The organism is Rheinheimera sp. (assembly GCF_030690345.1).
GTDB lineage: Bacteria > Pseudomonadota > Gammaproteobacteria > Enterobacterales > Alteromonadaceae > Alishewanella.
On the sequence record NZ_JAUYGV010000006.1, the window covers coordinates 47,106 to 62,569 of the forward strand.

The following is a 15,464-nucleotide window of genomic DNA, read 5'->3' on the forward strand; positions in this document are numbered from 1 at the left end:
CAGGTGCGCCAAACATACAGAGGATAAATATCATGTTCAGATATCAAACAAGGTTGTTGGGCGCAAGCGGCAGGTGGTTATTTGGCTTGCTGATGCTTACGCTGCTGGCCGCCTGTAACGGCGATAAAGACCCTGTGCTTAGCCCGGAGCCGGTTGAGGGGTTAATGTCTATTGTAGTGTCGCCGCAGAATGCCACTATCGCGCTGGATTTAAGCCAACAGTTCAGTGCAACCGGTATTTACGCTGATGGCACCGCGCTGGACATCAGCGACGAAGTAAGCTGGAGCTCGGCCACCACAGTGGTAGCCAACATTAATGAGCAAGGGCTGGCACAGGCGTTAGAGCCCGGCACCTCGGTTATTACCGCGTCTTTTGGTGGTGTATCGGCCGATACGCTATTAACAGTAAGCGATGTGGCGTTAGTGTCGATCCAGCTGGCACCGGTTGATGCCACCTTGTATCCCGGCGTCAGTTGGCAATACAGTGCTATTGGCGTGTATGAAGATGGTACCTCACGCGATATCAGTGCGGCAGTCAGTTGGCTGTCCGACAGTGTTGCTGTAGTCACTATTACCAGCTCCCCGGAAGCCGCCTATGGTGTTGCCACCGGCCAGGCCGCAGGCAGCAGTCAAATCAGCGCCAGCCTGGGCAGTATTTCTGCACAAACCACAGTAACCGTTAGCAACAGCAGCTTAAGCAGCATAGTGGTGCTGCCTTTTAATGCCACTGCCGTAGTTGGCGTATCGCGCCGCTTTGTTGCAACTGCCAACTATGCTGATGGTAGTGCTATTGATGTCAGCCGCTCTGTGGTGTGGACCTCCGGCGACGGTCAGGTTGCGTCAGTTAACGAAAGTGGCTTCGCAAACAGCGGCCTGGCCACCGGTAACGCTATGGGCACAACGCAAATTACCGCCACTTTGGCAGCCGTTTCCGGTAGTGCTGAGCTCACTATTACCGATGCCACCCTGGATAGCCTGGTAATAAGCCCGCTAAACAGCAGCGTTGCTGCCGGCCAAAACAAGCAGTTCACGGCCACCGGCATTTACTCCGATGGCTCGTCAGAAAATCTGACCGCTTTGGTCAGCTGGACCTCGTCAGACAATACTGTGGCGTTACCGGGCGCCGATATGACCGCCGGTAGCGGTTTAATCAGCGCGCTGAGTGCCGGCACGGTGCAAATAGGCGCCGCTATGGCGGGCGTAACGGCAGAAGCCACGCTGAGCGTCACCACGGCAACCTTAAGTTCTGTCAGTGTCACACCGCTGAGCTCCTCTATAGCGCTGGGTTCAACCAGGCAGTTTAGCGCCACAGGCATCTACTCCGATGGTTCCACTGTCGATATCAGTGACACCGTAGTTTGGGCATCGGCGGATAGCCAAACGGCCACCCTGAAAGCAAACGGTAGTGCCGGCAGTGGCGTAGCGACAGGCTTAGCGCCGGGTGTGGTGCAAATCAGTGCTACGCTTGACAACCTGTCAGCCGCAGCAACGCTTACCATCACTAATGCCAGCTTAACCGGTATCAGTGTTATGCCACAGAACCCTGCACTGGTAGCAGGATTAACGCGACAGTTTAGTGCTATAGGCAGTTATAGTGATGGCAGTACCGCAGATTTAACCACACAGGCCAGTTGGACCTCAGATAATGTTGCTGTTGCCACGATGAATGCCAGTCAGGCTGCCAACAGTGGCATGGCCACAGGGCTGTCGGCCGGTACGGCGCAGATTCAGGCCAGTTACGCTGCAGTTGATGCCAGCACTACGCTGACAGTGACAGCGGGCACTTTGCTGTCTATTGCAGTAAGCCCGGCTAATGCTGCTGTGCTGGTGAATGAGACTGAGCAATTTACTGCAACAGGCAGTTACAGCGATGGCAGCACGGCGAATATCAGTAACACTGTGGTATGGACGTCTGCTGATACGGCGGTGGCCGTGCTGAACGCCAGTGGTCAGAACAACAGTGGCCTGGCAACAGCCATCGCCGCCGGTACGACGGACATCAGCGCCAGCCTGGGCGCCGTGCAGGGTAGTGCAGAGCTGATTGTTAACCCTGCCTTAGCCGACAATCCTCAGGCACCGGCTATGGGCGAGCTACAGCGCTTTGTTATGATAGCCAGCCAGGCTATCACTACTACTGCCGGCTCTGCCGTTGCTGACGGTGATATGGCGATCCTTGATTTGGCACGCACTGCTTATGCTGGTTTTACCGCAGGCCCTGTGGCAGGCCAGTTTACCCAGCTGACTAACGGTGTGTCTTTTGCACCGGATGACAGCACCCCGCCTTATGTGGTGCCGGCACCTTATGCATCCATGGTGGCCTTTATCAACCAGGTACGCACAGACTTAGGCGTGGCCGCGACCTTTCTGGCTGCCGATCCTAACCCCGCCGCCGCAACGCAGGCGCTACCGGCAGAACTGGGTGGCCTGGTGCTGACCCGCGGCGTGTACCGCAATGCCGGCAATGTCATTATTCAACAAGGCAACCTGACGCTGGATGCACAAGGCGATCCGGATTCAGTCTTTATCTTTGTTATCGCAGGTACCTTTACCACCGGGGCTCCCGGCGGCAACGTGACACTGAGCGGTGGTGCAAAAGCTGACAATGTGTATTGGCGCACCGGCGGCGCAACCATGCTGGGTAGCAATAGCAGCTTTGCCGGCAATGTATTGGCCTGGCCACAAATAAATGCGGGTACAGGGGCTGATGTAACAGGCCGTTTGTTCTCTGTGACTGAGCAGGTCACGCTGGACGCCAATACCGTGACCAAGCCGGAATAGGCTGTGGCACGTCGATAAAAAGGACAGAGATATGAAAATTACTACAGTATTAACCCGGGCGACAGTCGCCTTATTTGCCACCGGTTGCTTGCCTGTGCTGTCGTTTAGCAGCCTGGCTGCAGATGCTGCCGGTTACACAGAAAACGGCTGGTTTGCCGGGATGAATGTTGGCAAATCCAGCGCCAATATTGACAGTGCCGCTATCCGGGCCGCGCTGGAAAATAATGGCTTCGCCGTGACGTCAATCGATAAAGACAGCCGTAACGAGGGCTATAAAATTTACCTTGGCTATCAGCTTGGCCGTTATATAGCGCTGGAAGGCGGCTATTTTGATCTGGGCGATTTTCGGTTTATGGCCGATACGGTGCCGGTGACGAATTATGGCGGCTATACCAAACTAAAGGGCTGGAACCTGGATTTGGTCGGCACTTTGCCATTGACCGCCCGCTTGTCGGCTTTTGCCCGCTTGGGTGTAACGCGAAATGAGTCAGAAACGCGGTTTAGCAGCAACGGCTTAATCAATACTGCAGACTACAGCGATGATTACACCAAGCATAAATACGGCCTGGGTTTGCAATACGATATCTCTGCTGCCTTTACGCTGCGGTTGGAAGCCGAGCGTTACCGTATGGATGACTTAGTCGGTAACGATGGCGACATTGACCTGTATTCACTCGGCCTGGTGTATCGCTTTGGCGAGACTCAGCCACGCTATACAGCGGCTGCAGTTAAGCCTGTGGCCACAGAGGCACCTGCACGCAGGGCGCAACCCGGGATGACTGCAGATGCGGAAGTGCTGGTACTGGAAGATGTGCATTTTAATTTTGATACTGCTGACTTAAATGCCGACACTAAGGTTATTTTGCGCCAGCATGTGCGCACACTTAACGCCAACCCGGCGGCCAGAGTGCGTATTGCCGGCTACACCTCAGCCAGCGGTACCGAACAGTACAACCAGGCGCTGAGTGAACGCCGGGCTCAGTCAATTAAAGCGTTTTTGGTTAGCGAAGGCATAGCAGCAACCCGGTTTAAAACCATAGGCTTTGGCCAGAACAACCCGGCGGAGTATGAAGCGCGGCCTGCAGAGCTGCGTTCGAATGCGGCCAACGCTAATATGCGCGGTTTATTTGAAATAATTGTGGAGTAGCCGGCAGGGTGTTACAGCAAAGCAGCATAACTTATGCTGCTTTTTTTGCCGGCGAAAAAGTGGCGGCTGTTACAAACCAAATAATCCGGCCAGCGCGGCGCGGTGGCGGCGCGACATGGTTAGGCTGGCGCCGCATTTTAACACCACCTCGGCATCGCCTTTATCGCCCGGTCTTAGTTCCACAATGTCACTTTTACGCACGATAGACGAGCGGTGAATGCGGGCAAACAGCGCCGGGTCCAGCTTACTTTCTATCGCCGCCATGGTATCGCGCAGCAGGTAGCTTTTTTGCTGCGAATACACATGAATATCGACATAGTTACCCGCACTTTCAATCCAACTGATGTCGCTGACATCAACAATGCGTAAGCGGCCGGGATCGCGGATGGTTATGCGATCGATATATTCCGGTTCCGGTTCAGGCTGCGGTGCGGCCTGGCGGCTGAGGCCATGGATAATTTTGCCACAGGCTTTAAATAAGGCTTGCTGAAAACGCTCGGCGCTAAAGGGCTTAAGCAGATAGTCTACCGCGCTCAGTTCAAAGGCGGTAACGGCATGTTCGGCGTAGGCGCTGCAAAAAATCACTGCCGGCTTATTGGCTAACTGGCGCAGCACATTCAGGCCATCCAGGCCCGGCATCTGAATATCCAGAAAAATAATGTCCGGCTGATGCAGTTGCGCCAGACGTAATGCTTCAGTGCCGTTATCGGCTTCTGCAGTAATTTCAAATTGTTGCTGCTTGCTCAGCAGGTGTCTTATGCCAGCCCTGGCTAAAGGTTCGTCGTCCACTATTAAACAGCTTAGTTTCATATCCGACTCGAAAAAAATGCAACGCACAGCAGCTCTGACCGGGATGAAGAGTATCAGTTCCCTGCTGAGCGGGGCTAAAAGGGCGCGCAGTGTAGCAAAGGTTACTGGCTTACCAAAGTGCGCCGGTCTTATTTTCTCTGGCTTTGGTGGCGATTTTACAAATTAATACACAGTTTGGCCTGATGCCGGAATTCCTTCCGTTTGTCACACCAAACCCCGTGTTGACGTATTTGTTCTGGTATTGGCAACAAAAGCGCAGTAGCGTCAGCGCCGGAAAAACCACCACTATAACAACGGCAGTCTCATTGAAGGCGTCCAGGGGGAATAACATGCAAAAATCTTTATTAGGTAAAGCGGTACGCTTTGCCATGTTGGCAGCACCGGTAGCGGCTGCAGGTTTCAGTTCTGCTGTGTTGGCTCAGGAAGTAGCAAAAGCAGAAGTAGCGAAAGTTGAACGTATTGCGGTAACCGGTTCACGTATTCAACGTCAGGATATGGAAACGGCATCACCTATCACCGTTATCGACGCTGCGGCCATTCGCGTAGAGGGTTTTACCTCTGTTGACCAACTGCTGCAGGCGCAAACCTCTATGGCCGGCGCTGCAGTAGGTTCAACCACCAATAACGGTGCAGACGGCGTAGCCCAGGTAGATTTGCGCGGTATGGGGCCTGAGCGTACTCTGGTACTGTTAAACGGCCGCCGTATGGTGAACTCCGGTTCAGGTGCCGACAGTGCAGTAGATTTAAACGCTATCCCGGTAGCGATGATTGCACGGGTAGAAATTTTAAAAGACGGCGCTTCAGCGGTATATGGCTCTGATGCCATTGCCGGGGTGGTAAATATTATCACTAAAAAAGACTTTGAAGGCGTTCAACTGGATCTGAACGGCAGCAGCACTGACAAAGGTGACGGTGAAACCGGCGAATTAAGTGCTTTGTATGGCTTTAGCACAGATAGCGGTAACTATACCTTTGGTGCGGCATACTCTGACCGTAAAGGTGTTATTCAATCTGATCGTGACTGGACAGAGCCGGGCAACAGCTCGTTTATTCCTACCGGCAGCCTGGCAGGTATGCAGCAAAATGCTGAGGGTGAATGGTCAGAGGTAGAAAACGGCTATGACTTTACCAAAGACAGCTGGTACCAAACACCAAGCAAACGTTACAGCTTGTTTGCTAATGCCACACAGGAATTCAGCAACGACCTGATTTTTACTGCAGACGTGTTATACACCAAGCGTAAATCTGATCAGCAACTAGCGCCGCAACCGGGTGACATTATGCTGGACGTATGCGGTGCCCCGGGTGCAGATTTAGTAAACTGTATTACACTAACACCCGGTATGACTGCTGCAGGTATTGCTGCAGATGATACCGGCCGTGTTAACTATCGCCGCCGCACCAACGATGTTGGCCCGCGCGTATATGAGCAAGACACCGACACCTTACGTTTATCTGCCGGTTTGGCCGGTACTTTAGACGTGCACACCGGTATGAACTGGGATCTGTCGTACACCTACGGCAAGAACGAAGCGGATACCTCGGTAGCTAATTCTATTAACGCCGTTAAAATGGAAAACTCGGTGTATGCCAATCAGGCAGCCTGGTTTAGCGGTGCACCACTGACAACTGCCATTATTAACGACATCGGCTATCTGGAAAAAGCAGACGGCGGTAATGCGCAGCATGTCGCTGCCGGCGTGTTAAGCGGTGATTTATTTGACCTGCAAGCCGGTGCTGTAGGTTTTGCTATCGGTGCGGAATACCGTCGCGACAGCGGTTACAATAACCCGGATCCGGTGATTGTCGCCGGTGAAGGCACAGCCGCACAGCAAGACCCTACTAAGGGCAGCTACAGCGTAGTGTCGTTCTATCAGGAAGTCAGCGTACCGTTCACTGATAAGCTAACCGGCGAATTTGCGCTGCGCTTTGATGATTACTCTACCTTCGGCAAAGCCAGTACCTGGAAAGTCGGCTTAACCTATGAAGCCACTGACGAAGTAATGCTGCGTGCTGTAGCGGCTACCGGTTTCCGTGCACCTAACGTAAGCGAGTTATACGGCGGTAACACCGGTTCGTACGACTACCTGGACGATCCGTGGGGCAACGAGCAAGACCCGCAAATCCTGGTAAATTACACCTCAGATGCTGATATTCAACCGGAAGAGTCTGAATCTTTCACGGCAGGTGTGGTGTTATCTCCGGCAGATATCGAAGGTCTGTCGATGACCATCGATTACTGGCGCTTTAAAGTATCTAACGCTATTACGCGTTTAGATGCACAGGCTGGTTTAAACAACTGTTTCGCCGGCGATGTTGTTGCCTGTGAAACCTTCAGCATTACGCCACAAGGTGATTTATCTAACTTCACCAACCCGCTGACTAACGTCGGTAACCAGGATACCAGCGGTATCGACTTAAACGTGGCTTACCGTTTTGAAGGCCTGGGTTTAACCTGGAATATCAACAACGACACTACCTGGTTACTGGAGTTTAAACAAGATGGTCTGGATTACACCAACACCATCGACGGTAACTTTGGCGGCTATGCTGAACTGCGTAACAACTTCAGCATTCAGGCCGGTCAGGGCGATTGGAGTGTAACTTACTTCAACCGTTATATCGGTAAAACAGAGTACTTAGCCGATGGTTCAGCTATCGATGCCGTGTTGTACCATAATGTGTCAGCTAACTACTTCATCACTGACGGTTTCAGTGTGTCACTGGGTGTGAAAAACCTGACAGACGAAGAGCCATCACGTGTAAGAAACGGCAGCGACGGCGGCACAGTACCGGAAGTGTTTGACACTATCGGTCGTCAGATCTTCGCCGGCGTAAGCTACAAGTTCTAAACCGCTTTTGTTGTAATGCAAAACCCGCCTTAATGGCGGGTTTTTTGTTGCTTACCTTTTTGGTTATTTGGTATTACCAATTGTGTTGCCCGTTTTGTAATCAATCAGTGTTGAGTACCAGTACATAACGCGCTAGGGTGGGGTAACAAATGGCTAAAGAGGCAACGAAGATGGACCATTACGCAGCATTAAAAGCCAATGTCGGTTTACTCGGTACCAAACTGGGTGACACCATTCGCAGCCAATTAGGCGACGCTGTGCTGGAGCGGGTAGAGCAAATCCGGCTGTTATCCAAAGCCGCACGCCAGGGCGAAGAATTACAAGCGGATAAACTTAAGCAGGTACTGCGCAGTTTAAGCGATGACGAGCTGCTGCCGGTAGCGCGTGCTTTTGCCCAGTTTCTGAATTTGGCCAACCTGGCCGAGCAGCACCACACTATCAGCCGCATTGGTCACGCCAGCATTGAAAAGCCGGAGCCGCTGCAAGAGCTGTTCAGCTTGCTACAGCAGAAAAAGTCAGACGCTGCTGCGGTAGAACAGGCGGTGGCCAACTTATCGATAGAGCTGGTGCTGACAGCGCACCCAACCGAAGTATCGCGCCGCACCCTTATTCATAAGTTAACCGAAATTGCCGCCTGCTTAACCGAATTAGAGCAGCAGCTTAGCCCGCAGCAGCAACAGCAAATAGGCCAGCGCTTAAGCGAGCTGATAGCCCAGGCCTGGCATACCAATGAAATTCGCGAGCAGCGGCCTACGCCGGTAGATGAAGCCAAATCCGGCTTTGCCGTAATTGAAAGCTCGTTATGGCAGGCAATACCGGATTTTCTGCGCGAGCTGGACAGCAAGCTTATCGATGCCACCGGCAAAGGCTTGGCGCTGGATGCCGCCCCGGTAAAGTTTTCTTCCTGGATGGGCGGCGATCGTGACGGCAACCCCTTTGTTACCGCTAAGGTTACCCGTCAGGTGTTATTACTCAGCCGCTGGAAAGCCGCAGACTTATTTGCCCAAGACCTGGATTTACTCAGCAGCGAGCTGTCGATGTATCAGGCCAATGCGGCGCTGCGTGAAGCGGCGGGCGAGGCCGGTGAGCCTTATCGTTTGGTGCTGAACAAGCTGCGCAGTGGCTTGTTGCACACGCGCGACTGGCTAAGCGAAGCGTTAAAACACGACCGGCTGCAGCGGCCGCAAGGTTTAATCTGGCATAACCAGCAGTTACTCGAGCCCTTGCTGCTGTGTTATCAATCATTACTCGACTGCGGCATGGCGGTGATTGCCAACGGCAAATTGCTCGACACCCTGCGCCGCGCCTATGCCTTTGGTGTTACGCTGTTAAAGTTGGATATCCGTCAGGATGCCGGCCGCCATGCGCAGGTATTTGCTGAACTAACGCAGCATCTGGGGCTGGGCGATTACAGCGCCTGGGATGAAAGCGCGCGCCAGGCCTTTTTACTGGCCGAGCTGGCGAACCGGCGGCCGTTATTTCCGAAAAGCTGGCAGCCGTCTGCCGATGTGCAGGAAGTGCTGGATACCTGCGATATCGTGGCACGTCACGGCAGTGAGGCGCTAAGCACCTACGTGATATCAATGGCCGGTAAACCGTCTGATGTGCTGGCAGTGCAACTGCTGTTAAAAGAAGCCGGTATTAGCTTCCCCATGCCGGTAGCGCCGCTGTTTGAAACCTTAAGTGATTTACAAAATGCGCCCGATTGCATGCGCAAGCTGCTTAGCATTGACTGGTACCGTGGTTACATTAATGGCAAACAGGAAGTGATGATTGGCTATTCTGATTCAGCCAAAGACGCCGGCGTGTTCGCAGCGGCCTGGGCGCAGTACAGTGCGCAAGAGGCACTGGTGGCTATTTGTCAGCAGGCCAAAGTGCAGCTTACGCTGTTTCATGGACGCGGCGGCACTATCGGCCGTGGCGGCGGCCCGGCCCATGCTGCTATTTTATCGCAGCCACCGGGCTCGTTAGCCGGCGGCTTGCGGGTAACCGAGCAGGGCGAGATGATCCGCTTTAAATTCGGTTTGCCGAAACTGGCTGAGCGCAGCCTGGCGCTGTATGCCAGCGCGGTATTAGAGGGCATGCTGTTACCGCCGCCGGTACCAAAACAAAGCTGGCGCAGTTTAATGCAGCAACTGGCGGATGACTCCTGCGAAGCCTACCGCGCTGTAGTGCGGCACAATAAAGACTTTGTTGCCTATTTCCGTGCGGCCACGCCCGAGCAGGAACTGGGCCAGTTGCCGCTGGGTAGCCGACCGGCCAAGCGTAACCCAACCGGCGGCGTGGAAAGCCTGCGGGCGATTCCGTGGATTTTTGCCTGGTCGCAAAACCGCTTAATGTTACCGGCCTGGCTGGGGGCCGGTTCGGCGCTGGCTAAAGCGGCAGAGCAGGACAACGCCGCGTTGCTGGATGAAATGCAGCAGCAATGGCCGTTTTTCGCCACCCGTATGTCGATGCTGGAAATGGTGTTTTTAAAAGCCGACAGCGAAATAGCCGCTTACTACGATAAAGTGCTGGTGCCGGACGAGTTGAAACATTTAGGCCAAAGCCTGCGCAGCCAATTGGCCGCTGATCGCGAGCTGCTGCTGAAGCTGATCCACAGTGATACGTTGATGGCAAAAGAGAGTTGGATTAGAGAGTCGATCATGCTGCGCAACACCTACGTGGACCCGCTGCATATTTTGCAGGCCGAGCTATTGTACCGCGTGCGCCACCAACCGGAGCGGGTAAACCCGATGATTAGCCGGGCGTTAATGGTGACGATTGCCGGTATCGCCGCCGGGATGCGAAATTCCGGCTAGGCCATCTCGTTTATTAAATGCAGAACCAGCATAATGTGAGCCGGAATTAAGGCGAGGGATTGGGTTTACTCTAAGCCGACCGTTGACGGCATGGATGCCGGAATCGAGCCTACAGGGACGTATTTACGGCGTGTCGGTGTGAGTAAACCCAATCCCGATGACACAGGACAATCGGGTATTATGTTCACTTATGCGTTACTGGCATTGGTTTCGGCCGTGGCGATGGCCAGCAGTGGCATTATTGCCCGCTTTAGTGGCTTGGCGGCGGCTGAGTTAACCTTTTACCGGCTGGCGGTTGGTGGCCTGTGTTTACTGCTGTTTGTCGGCTTAACCGGCCGTATCAGGCAACTTAAAGGCAAACCGGACTGGCGTATGGCGGTAAACGGCGTACTGCTGGCGGGGTTTATGCTGAGCTTTTTAAGCGCTATTGAGTATATCAGCCTGGCCAACGCCATTATGTTGGTGTACCTGGCACCGCCGCTGTCGGCCTTTATTGCGCACTGGTTATTGCAAGAACGGCTGGATTTGCCCGACAGCAGCCTGATAGTACTGTCGTTTCTTGGCTTTGCTATGTTGCAGCAATTTAAGTTTGATTTGGTGTTAGATACAGCGCAGCTACCCGGCTTGCTGCTGGGTTTATTGTCGCTATGTGCTTACAGCAGCTTTTTACTGCTAAACCGCCGTTCCTTGCCGGCGCATTCACAGCTGCAGCGCACCTTTTATCAGCTGCTAATCGGCGCTTGTTGTGTACTGCCGTTTTTAACCGGTATCAGCTTACCGCAGCCGGACGCTCTTATCTGGATAGCGCTGGCCGGCATTTTCCCCGGCTTTATCGCTATTTACTGCGCCATAGTGGCGCTGCAACATTTGCCCACCCGGGTGTACGCCACCCTGGCCTATCTGGAACCGGTTACGGTAATTCTGGCCGGCTGGTGGCTGTTTAACGAAAGCTTAAGCATGTTGCAACTGGCAGGCGTGCTGCTGATTATTCTTACCGGTTTGCTGCTTGCGCTGCGGCATAAACCGGCCCCTGCCGTGATTGTATTGGCTGAGCGTGCTCAGTTGTAATTGGCCGGCTGCTATAGTTACGTCACGGTTAACTAACGCAAAAACGGAGAACGGATGAAACCACTGCTGCTGGCAATAATGCTGCTTTGGCTGCCGGGTTATGGTCTGGCTATGCAGCAGAACGATGCTGAAGCGCCAATTAAAGTGGTTAATACTACAACCGATCAGGCAATTGCCGAACGGTTAAGCGCTATCACCGCGGCGATAGCCGGCATGGAGCTTATCGAAGTCAGTGTGCAGGCCGGCGTGTTGACGCTGAGCGGCGAAGTGGCCAATACCCAACTAAAAAGTGAAGCTGCCGCCATTGCCAGCCGGTTGGAAGGGGTGGTGTATGTACAAAACCGCTTGCAGGAACAGCTGGCGGTTCGGTCGCGGTTGGCGCCGGCGGCGGAAAAGTTCAGCGAAATGCTGACCACCACAGTGCAAATGCTGCCGCTGTTGTTAGTCGCGTTAGTGGCCCTTGTCAGTTTTTGGCTGCTCGGGGGCTGGGCGGCAAAACGTGGTGCCTGGTTACGCTATATTGGTTTGACAGAGCTGGCGTCTAATTTGGGTATGCGTTTTGTCCGTGTGGCTATCAGCGGTATCGGCATACTGATAGCTCTGGAGCTGCTGGATGCCACCGCCCTGGTTAGCGCGGTGCTGGGGGTGGCCGGGGTAATTGGTATTGCACTGGGTTTTGCTTTTCGCAATATTGTGGAAAATTATCTGGCCGGTGTTTTGCTTAGTACACGTAATCCGTTTGCCATCGGCGATTTTATTCAGATCGACAATATGAGCGGCAGCGTGGTGCGCTTAACATCGCGTGATACGGTGCTGATGACGCAGGACGGCAACCACTTACGTATTCCTAACAGCCAAATCATTACCTCGCCGATGACCAATTTCAGCCGCAACCCACTGCGCCGGTTTGAATTTAGCGTTGGTGTATCGGTAGATCTGGACCTTAATACGGTACGCCAGTTGGCCATTGCCACCTTACAGCAAATGCCGGGTATTTTAACTGACCCGATGCCACGGGTACTGGTGCAGGAATTGGGCGACAGTACTGTTACCGTGCGCGTACTGGCCTGGATAGACCAACGCGAAAGCGACTTTTTAAAAGCCCGCAGCGAAGCCATCCGGCTGGTAAAAGCTGCTTTTGATGACGCGGGTATTGAAATGCCGGAGCCGATTTACCGCATTCATATGGCTGACAAACCGGCGCCGCAAGTGCAAAGTGCCACATCTGCCGCGACCGCGCAACAGCCCGGCCACGCAGAACCTGCGGCGGCAGATGTCAGTACTGATAACACTATTGAACAGCAGGTGCAGGCAGAGCTGCACCATTCGGATGAAGAGAACTTGCTACCGGATAGCAAAGAGGCAACCAGGCCGGTGTCAGATTAGCTGGCCTAACTCCGTGGCACAAAATCCAGCACCGTGGCGTTAATGCAGTAGCGCGGCCTGCCGTTAGGGCCGTCGTTAAACACATGGCCTAAATGAATGCCGGATACTTTGGCGCGAATTTCAGTGCGTCGCATGCCGTAGCGGTTGTCCGGTTTTTCAATTACTGCGCCGTTAACGGCTTTGGTAAAAGACAGCCAGCCGGTGCCGGAGTCAAAGCGGTCGCGGGTGTCAAACAGCGGCGCGCCACTTAACTTGTCGGTAAACACGCCGTCCGGGGTGTTTTTGAAAATCTCATATTGCTGACAAAAGCGGCCGTCGGTACCTTCATCAAAGGCGACGTTAAAGGCTTCGCTGTCACCTAGTTTAAACTTGCCCAGCAACAGGTAAAATTCGGCCGGGCTTAAATAGCCCTGGCGGCCAAACACTTCTTTGCCGTTCTCAAGCAATATAATAGTCGGCGTAGCCCAGGTTGGTGAGCTGATACTCAGGCCCTGCAACTGACTGGCGTAGCGGTAATGCAGTGAAATATCGCCGCTGTAGCTGTTGCCTACATCAGCTTTAAATTTTTCGCAGTACGGGCAATAGCTCTCTGAATCTATCACCAAAATATGTTTACCGCTGAGCAGGGCGCTGTTATCCACCGCTGCGGTTTGCAGCTTGTTGTCGCTGGCAAAACGCACACCGGTACTATGATCCGGGCAATAACCGTTGGGGTTTTTCGCAATATAGTCTTGATGGTATTGTTCGGCCGGAAAAAACTCACGCAGCGGTTTTATCTGCGTGGTAATGGCGCCATAGCCGGCTTTAGTCAGCAGTGGTTGGTAAGCGGCCAGCACTTGTTGTGCGGTGTCATATTGCGCCTGGCTGTTGGTTAAAATAATTGAGCGGTACTGAGTGCCGATATCATTGCCCTGACGGTTTAATTGGGTGGGGTCGTGCATTTCAAAATAACGCTGCAACAAGGTGGTCAGGCTAATCACCGCCGGGTTAAAGCTGATTTTGACCACTTCGGCGTGGTTATTGGGATTGTGCTGATTACGTCGCTGCGTAATGGCGCGGTACGTCGGTTCTACGCCGGTGCCGTCTGCATAGCCGGACACTGCATCGGCGACGCCGTCCATAGCTTCAAAGCGCTTTTCCACGCCCCAGAAACAACCGGCACCCACTACTATTGAATCCAGATGCGTGGTGGCCGGCATAGCGTCGGCTTTTGCCTGCACTGTGGTACCAACAGTGCTGCCCAGCAGCAATGCGCCGGCACACAATTTTAATAAGGAAGATATGGCCATAGTTACCTCTGCCTGCTATCACGTGGTTAGTTATACGCAATAGACAGGCAAAGGGCGCAATTGCTTTCAACGGCAGCATAAGAGTCGAACCGGTTTACACACGCCAACACGCCGTGAACCCATCCATGCGTTCAACGGTTGCCTTAGCGTAAGCCGGTTCTCGTTAAGGTTGTTCAGCAAACTTTGCTACAGCCTGCAGCGCTTGCTCAATATCGGCGCTGCTGATATCCAGGTGACACACCCAGCGCACACGCTTTATCGCGCCGTCTGTACTCTGATAATTGCTGGCAGTAAGCCTGATGCCGCAATCGGCCAGATAAGGTAACAAGCGCTCAGCCAGCGCAAGGCTGATATCGGTAAACAAGATATTGGTTTGCACCGGTAATACGCTCAGTTGCCCCTGTAAGGCAGGAGTTTGCGTGGCCAATATGGTTAAACCATCGGCTAAGCGGCGGCAGTTGGCGTGATCATCGGCCAGCCGGTTAATATTGTTTTCCAGCGCATACAAGCCGGCAGCGGCTAAGATGCCGGTTTGGCGCATACCACCGCCGAGCATTTTGCGTACTCTTTTCGCGCGGCTGATAAAATCATTAGAGCCCAGCAGTAAAGACCCCACCGGGCAACCCAGGCCTTTAGATAAGCACAGAGATACCGAGTCATAGCCCGTGCACAGCTCGCGCGCCATCAGCTGCGGTGTTAAGCCATGTAAGGGCGCCAATGCCACAGCGGCGTTCATTAAGCGTGCGCCGTCGATATGGCAGTTTAAGCCTTTGTCTTTCGCTAATTGGGCGACATCGCGCATATATTGCAGCGGCAGTACTTTACCGCCGACACTGTTTTCAATCACAACCAGCCGGGTGCGGGCAAAGTGCGGGTCGTCCGGCTTTATCGCTGCGGCAATATCACTCAGCAGCAAAGTACCGTCGCTTTGCAGTTCCAGCGGTTGCGGCTGTATCGAGCCTAACACCGCCATGCCGCCACCTTCCCATTTGTAGGTATGCCACTGCTGGCCAACAATGGCTTCATCGCCGCGCTGGCAATGGCTCATCATGGCAATCAGGTTGGTTTGGGTGCCGCTGGGCGCAAATAATGCCGCTTCAAAGCCGAGCATATCCGCGGCATAGCGTTGCAACTCCAGCGTAGTGGGGTCGTCGTTAAACACATCATCGCCCAGAGCGGCGCTTAGCATGCGCTCTTTCATGGCAACAGAAGGTTGGGTTACGGTATCGCTGCGAAAATCCGCCATGTTGCACTCCATAATTATGCTGCTGACAGACTAAGGCGGCATGGAAGGTTGCGCAATCAGAATGGGTTAAATAACCGGATTTGTCGCC

At 53.6% G+C, this 15,464-nt stretch carries 9 protein-coding genes; 6 read left to right on the forward strand and 3 right to left on the reverse strand.

All coding sequences use genetic code 11. From position 1 onward, the window contains the following. Positions 1-32: 32 nt before the first annotated feature. Together Q8O77_RS05055 and Q8O77_RS05060 are read left to right on the forward strand one after the other, a co-directional pair. Positions 33-2,777, forward strand: a complete 2,745-nt coding sequence (locus tag Q8O77_RS05055; protein ID WP_305551759.1) for an ice-binding family protein — start codon at positions 33-35, stop codon at positions 2,775-2,777. 31 nt (positions 2,778-2,808) lie between these two features. Continuing rightward, a complete protein-coding gene (locus tag Q8O77_RS05060; protein ID WP_305551760.1) occupies positions 2,809-3,924 on the forward strand; it encodes an OmpA family protein in 1,116 nt (371 codons plus the stop codon). Positions 3,925-3,993: 69 nt separating this feature from the next. On the opposite strand, the gene Q8O77_RS05065 is transcribed toward Q8O77_RS05060, so the two are convergent. Continuing rightward, positions 3,994-4,713, reverse strand: coding sequence for a LytTR family DNA-binding domain-containing protein (locus Q8O77_RS05065; RefSeq protein ID WP_305551761.1), 720 nt, complete (start codon positions 4,711-4,713; stop codon positions 3,994-3,996). Positions 4,714-5,063: 350 nt separating this feature from the next. Here Q8O77_RS05065 and Q8O77_RS05070 point away from each other — a divergent pair, with 350 nt between their 5' ends. The 4 genes from Q8O77_RS05070 to Q8O77_RS05085 all read left to right on the forward strand — a co-directional run bounded on the left by Q8O77_RS05070 (position 5,064) and on the right by Q8O77_RS05085 (position 12,841). Continuing rightward, positions 5,064-7,586 (forward strand): TonB-dependent siderophore receptor, encoded by a 2,523-nt coding sequence (locus Q8O77_RS05070; protein WP_305551762.1) that lies wholly within the window; start codon positions 5,064-5,066, stop codon positions 7,584-7,586. A gap of 170 nt (positions 7,587-7,756) precedes the next feature. Beyond that, positions 7,757-10,387 carry a phosphoenolpyruvate carboxylase gene (gene ppc / locus Q8O77_RS05075; RefSeq protein WP_305552840.1) on the forward strand — a complete coding sequence of 877 codons (2,631 nt, stop codon included), beginning with the start codon at positions 7,757-7,759 and terminating at the stop codon, positions 10,385-10,387. Positions 10,388-10,525: 138 nt separating this feature from the next. Further along, positions 10,526-11,455: a DMT family transporter gene (locus tag Q8O77_RS05080; protein WP_305551763.1), complete on the forward strand. Its 930-nt coding sequence runs from the start codon at positions 10,526-10,528 to the stop codon at positions 11,453-11,455. A 54-nt stretch (positions 11,456-11,509) separates the two neighbouring features. Beyond that, complete coding sequence (locus Q8O77_RS05085; RefSeq protein WP_305551764.1) at positions 11,510-12,841, forward strand: mechanosensitive ion channel family protein; 1,332 nt, start codon at positions 11,510-11,512, stop codon at positions 12,839-12,841. 5 nt (positions 12,842-12,846) lie between these two features. Here Q8O77_RS05085 and msrA read toward each other — a convergent pair whose 3' ends face one another. Both msrA and ltaE read right to left on the reverse strand, forming a co-directional pair. Continuing rightward, positions 12,847-14,130, reverse strand: coding sequence for a peptide-methionine (S)-S-oxide reductase MsrA (gene msrA, locus Q8O77_RS05090; protein WP_305551765.1), 1,284 nt, complete (start codon positions 14,128-14,130; stop codon positions 12,847-12,849). A 163-nt stretch (positions 14,131-14,293) separates the two neighbouring features. After that, positions 14,294-15,376 carry a low-specificity L-threonine aldolase gene (gene ltaE / locus Q8O77_RS05095; protein ID WP_305551766.1) on the reverse strand — a complete coding sequence of 361 codons (1,083 nt, stop codon included), beginning with the start codon at positions 15,374-15,376 and terminating at the stop codon, positions 14,294-14,296. Positions 15,377-15,464 lie beyond the last annotated feature (88 nt).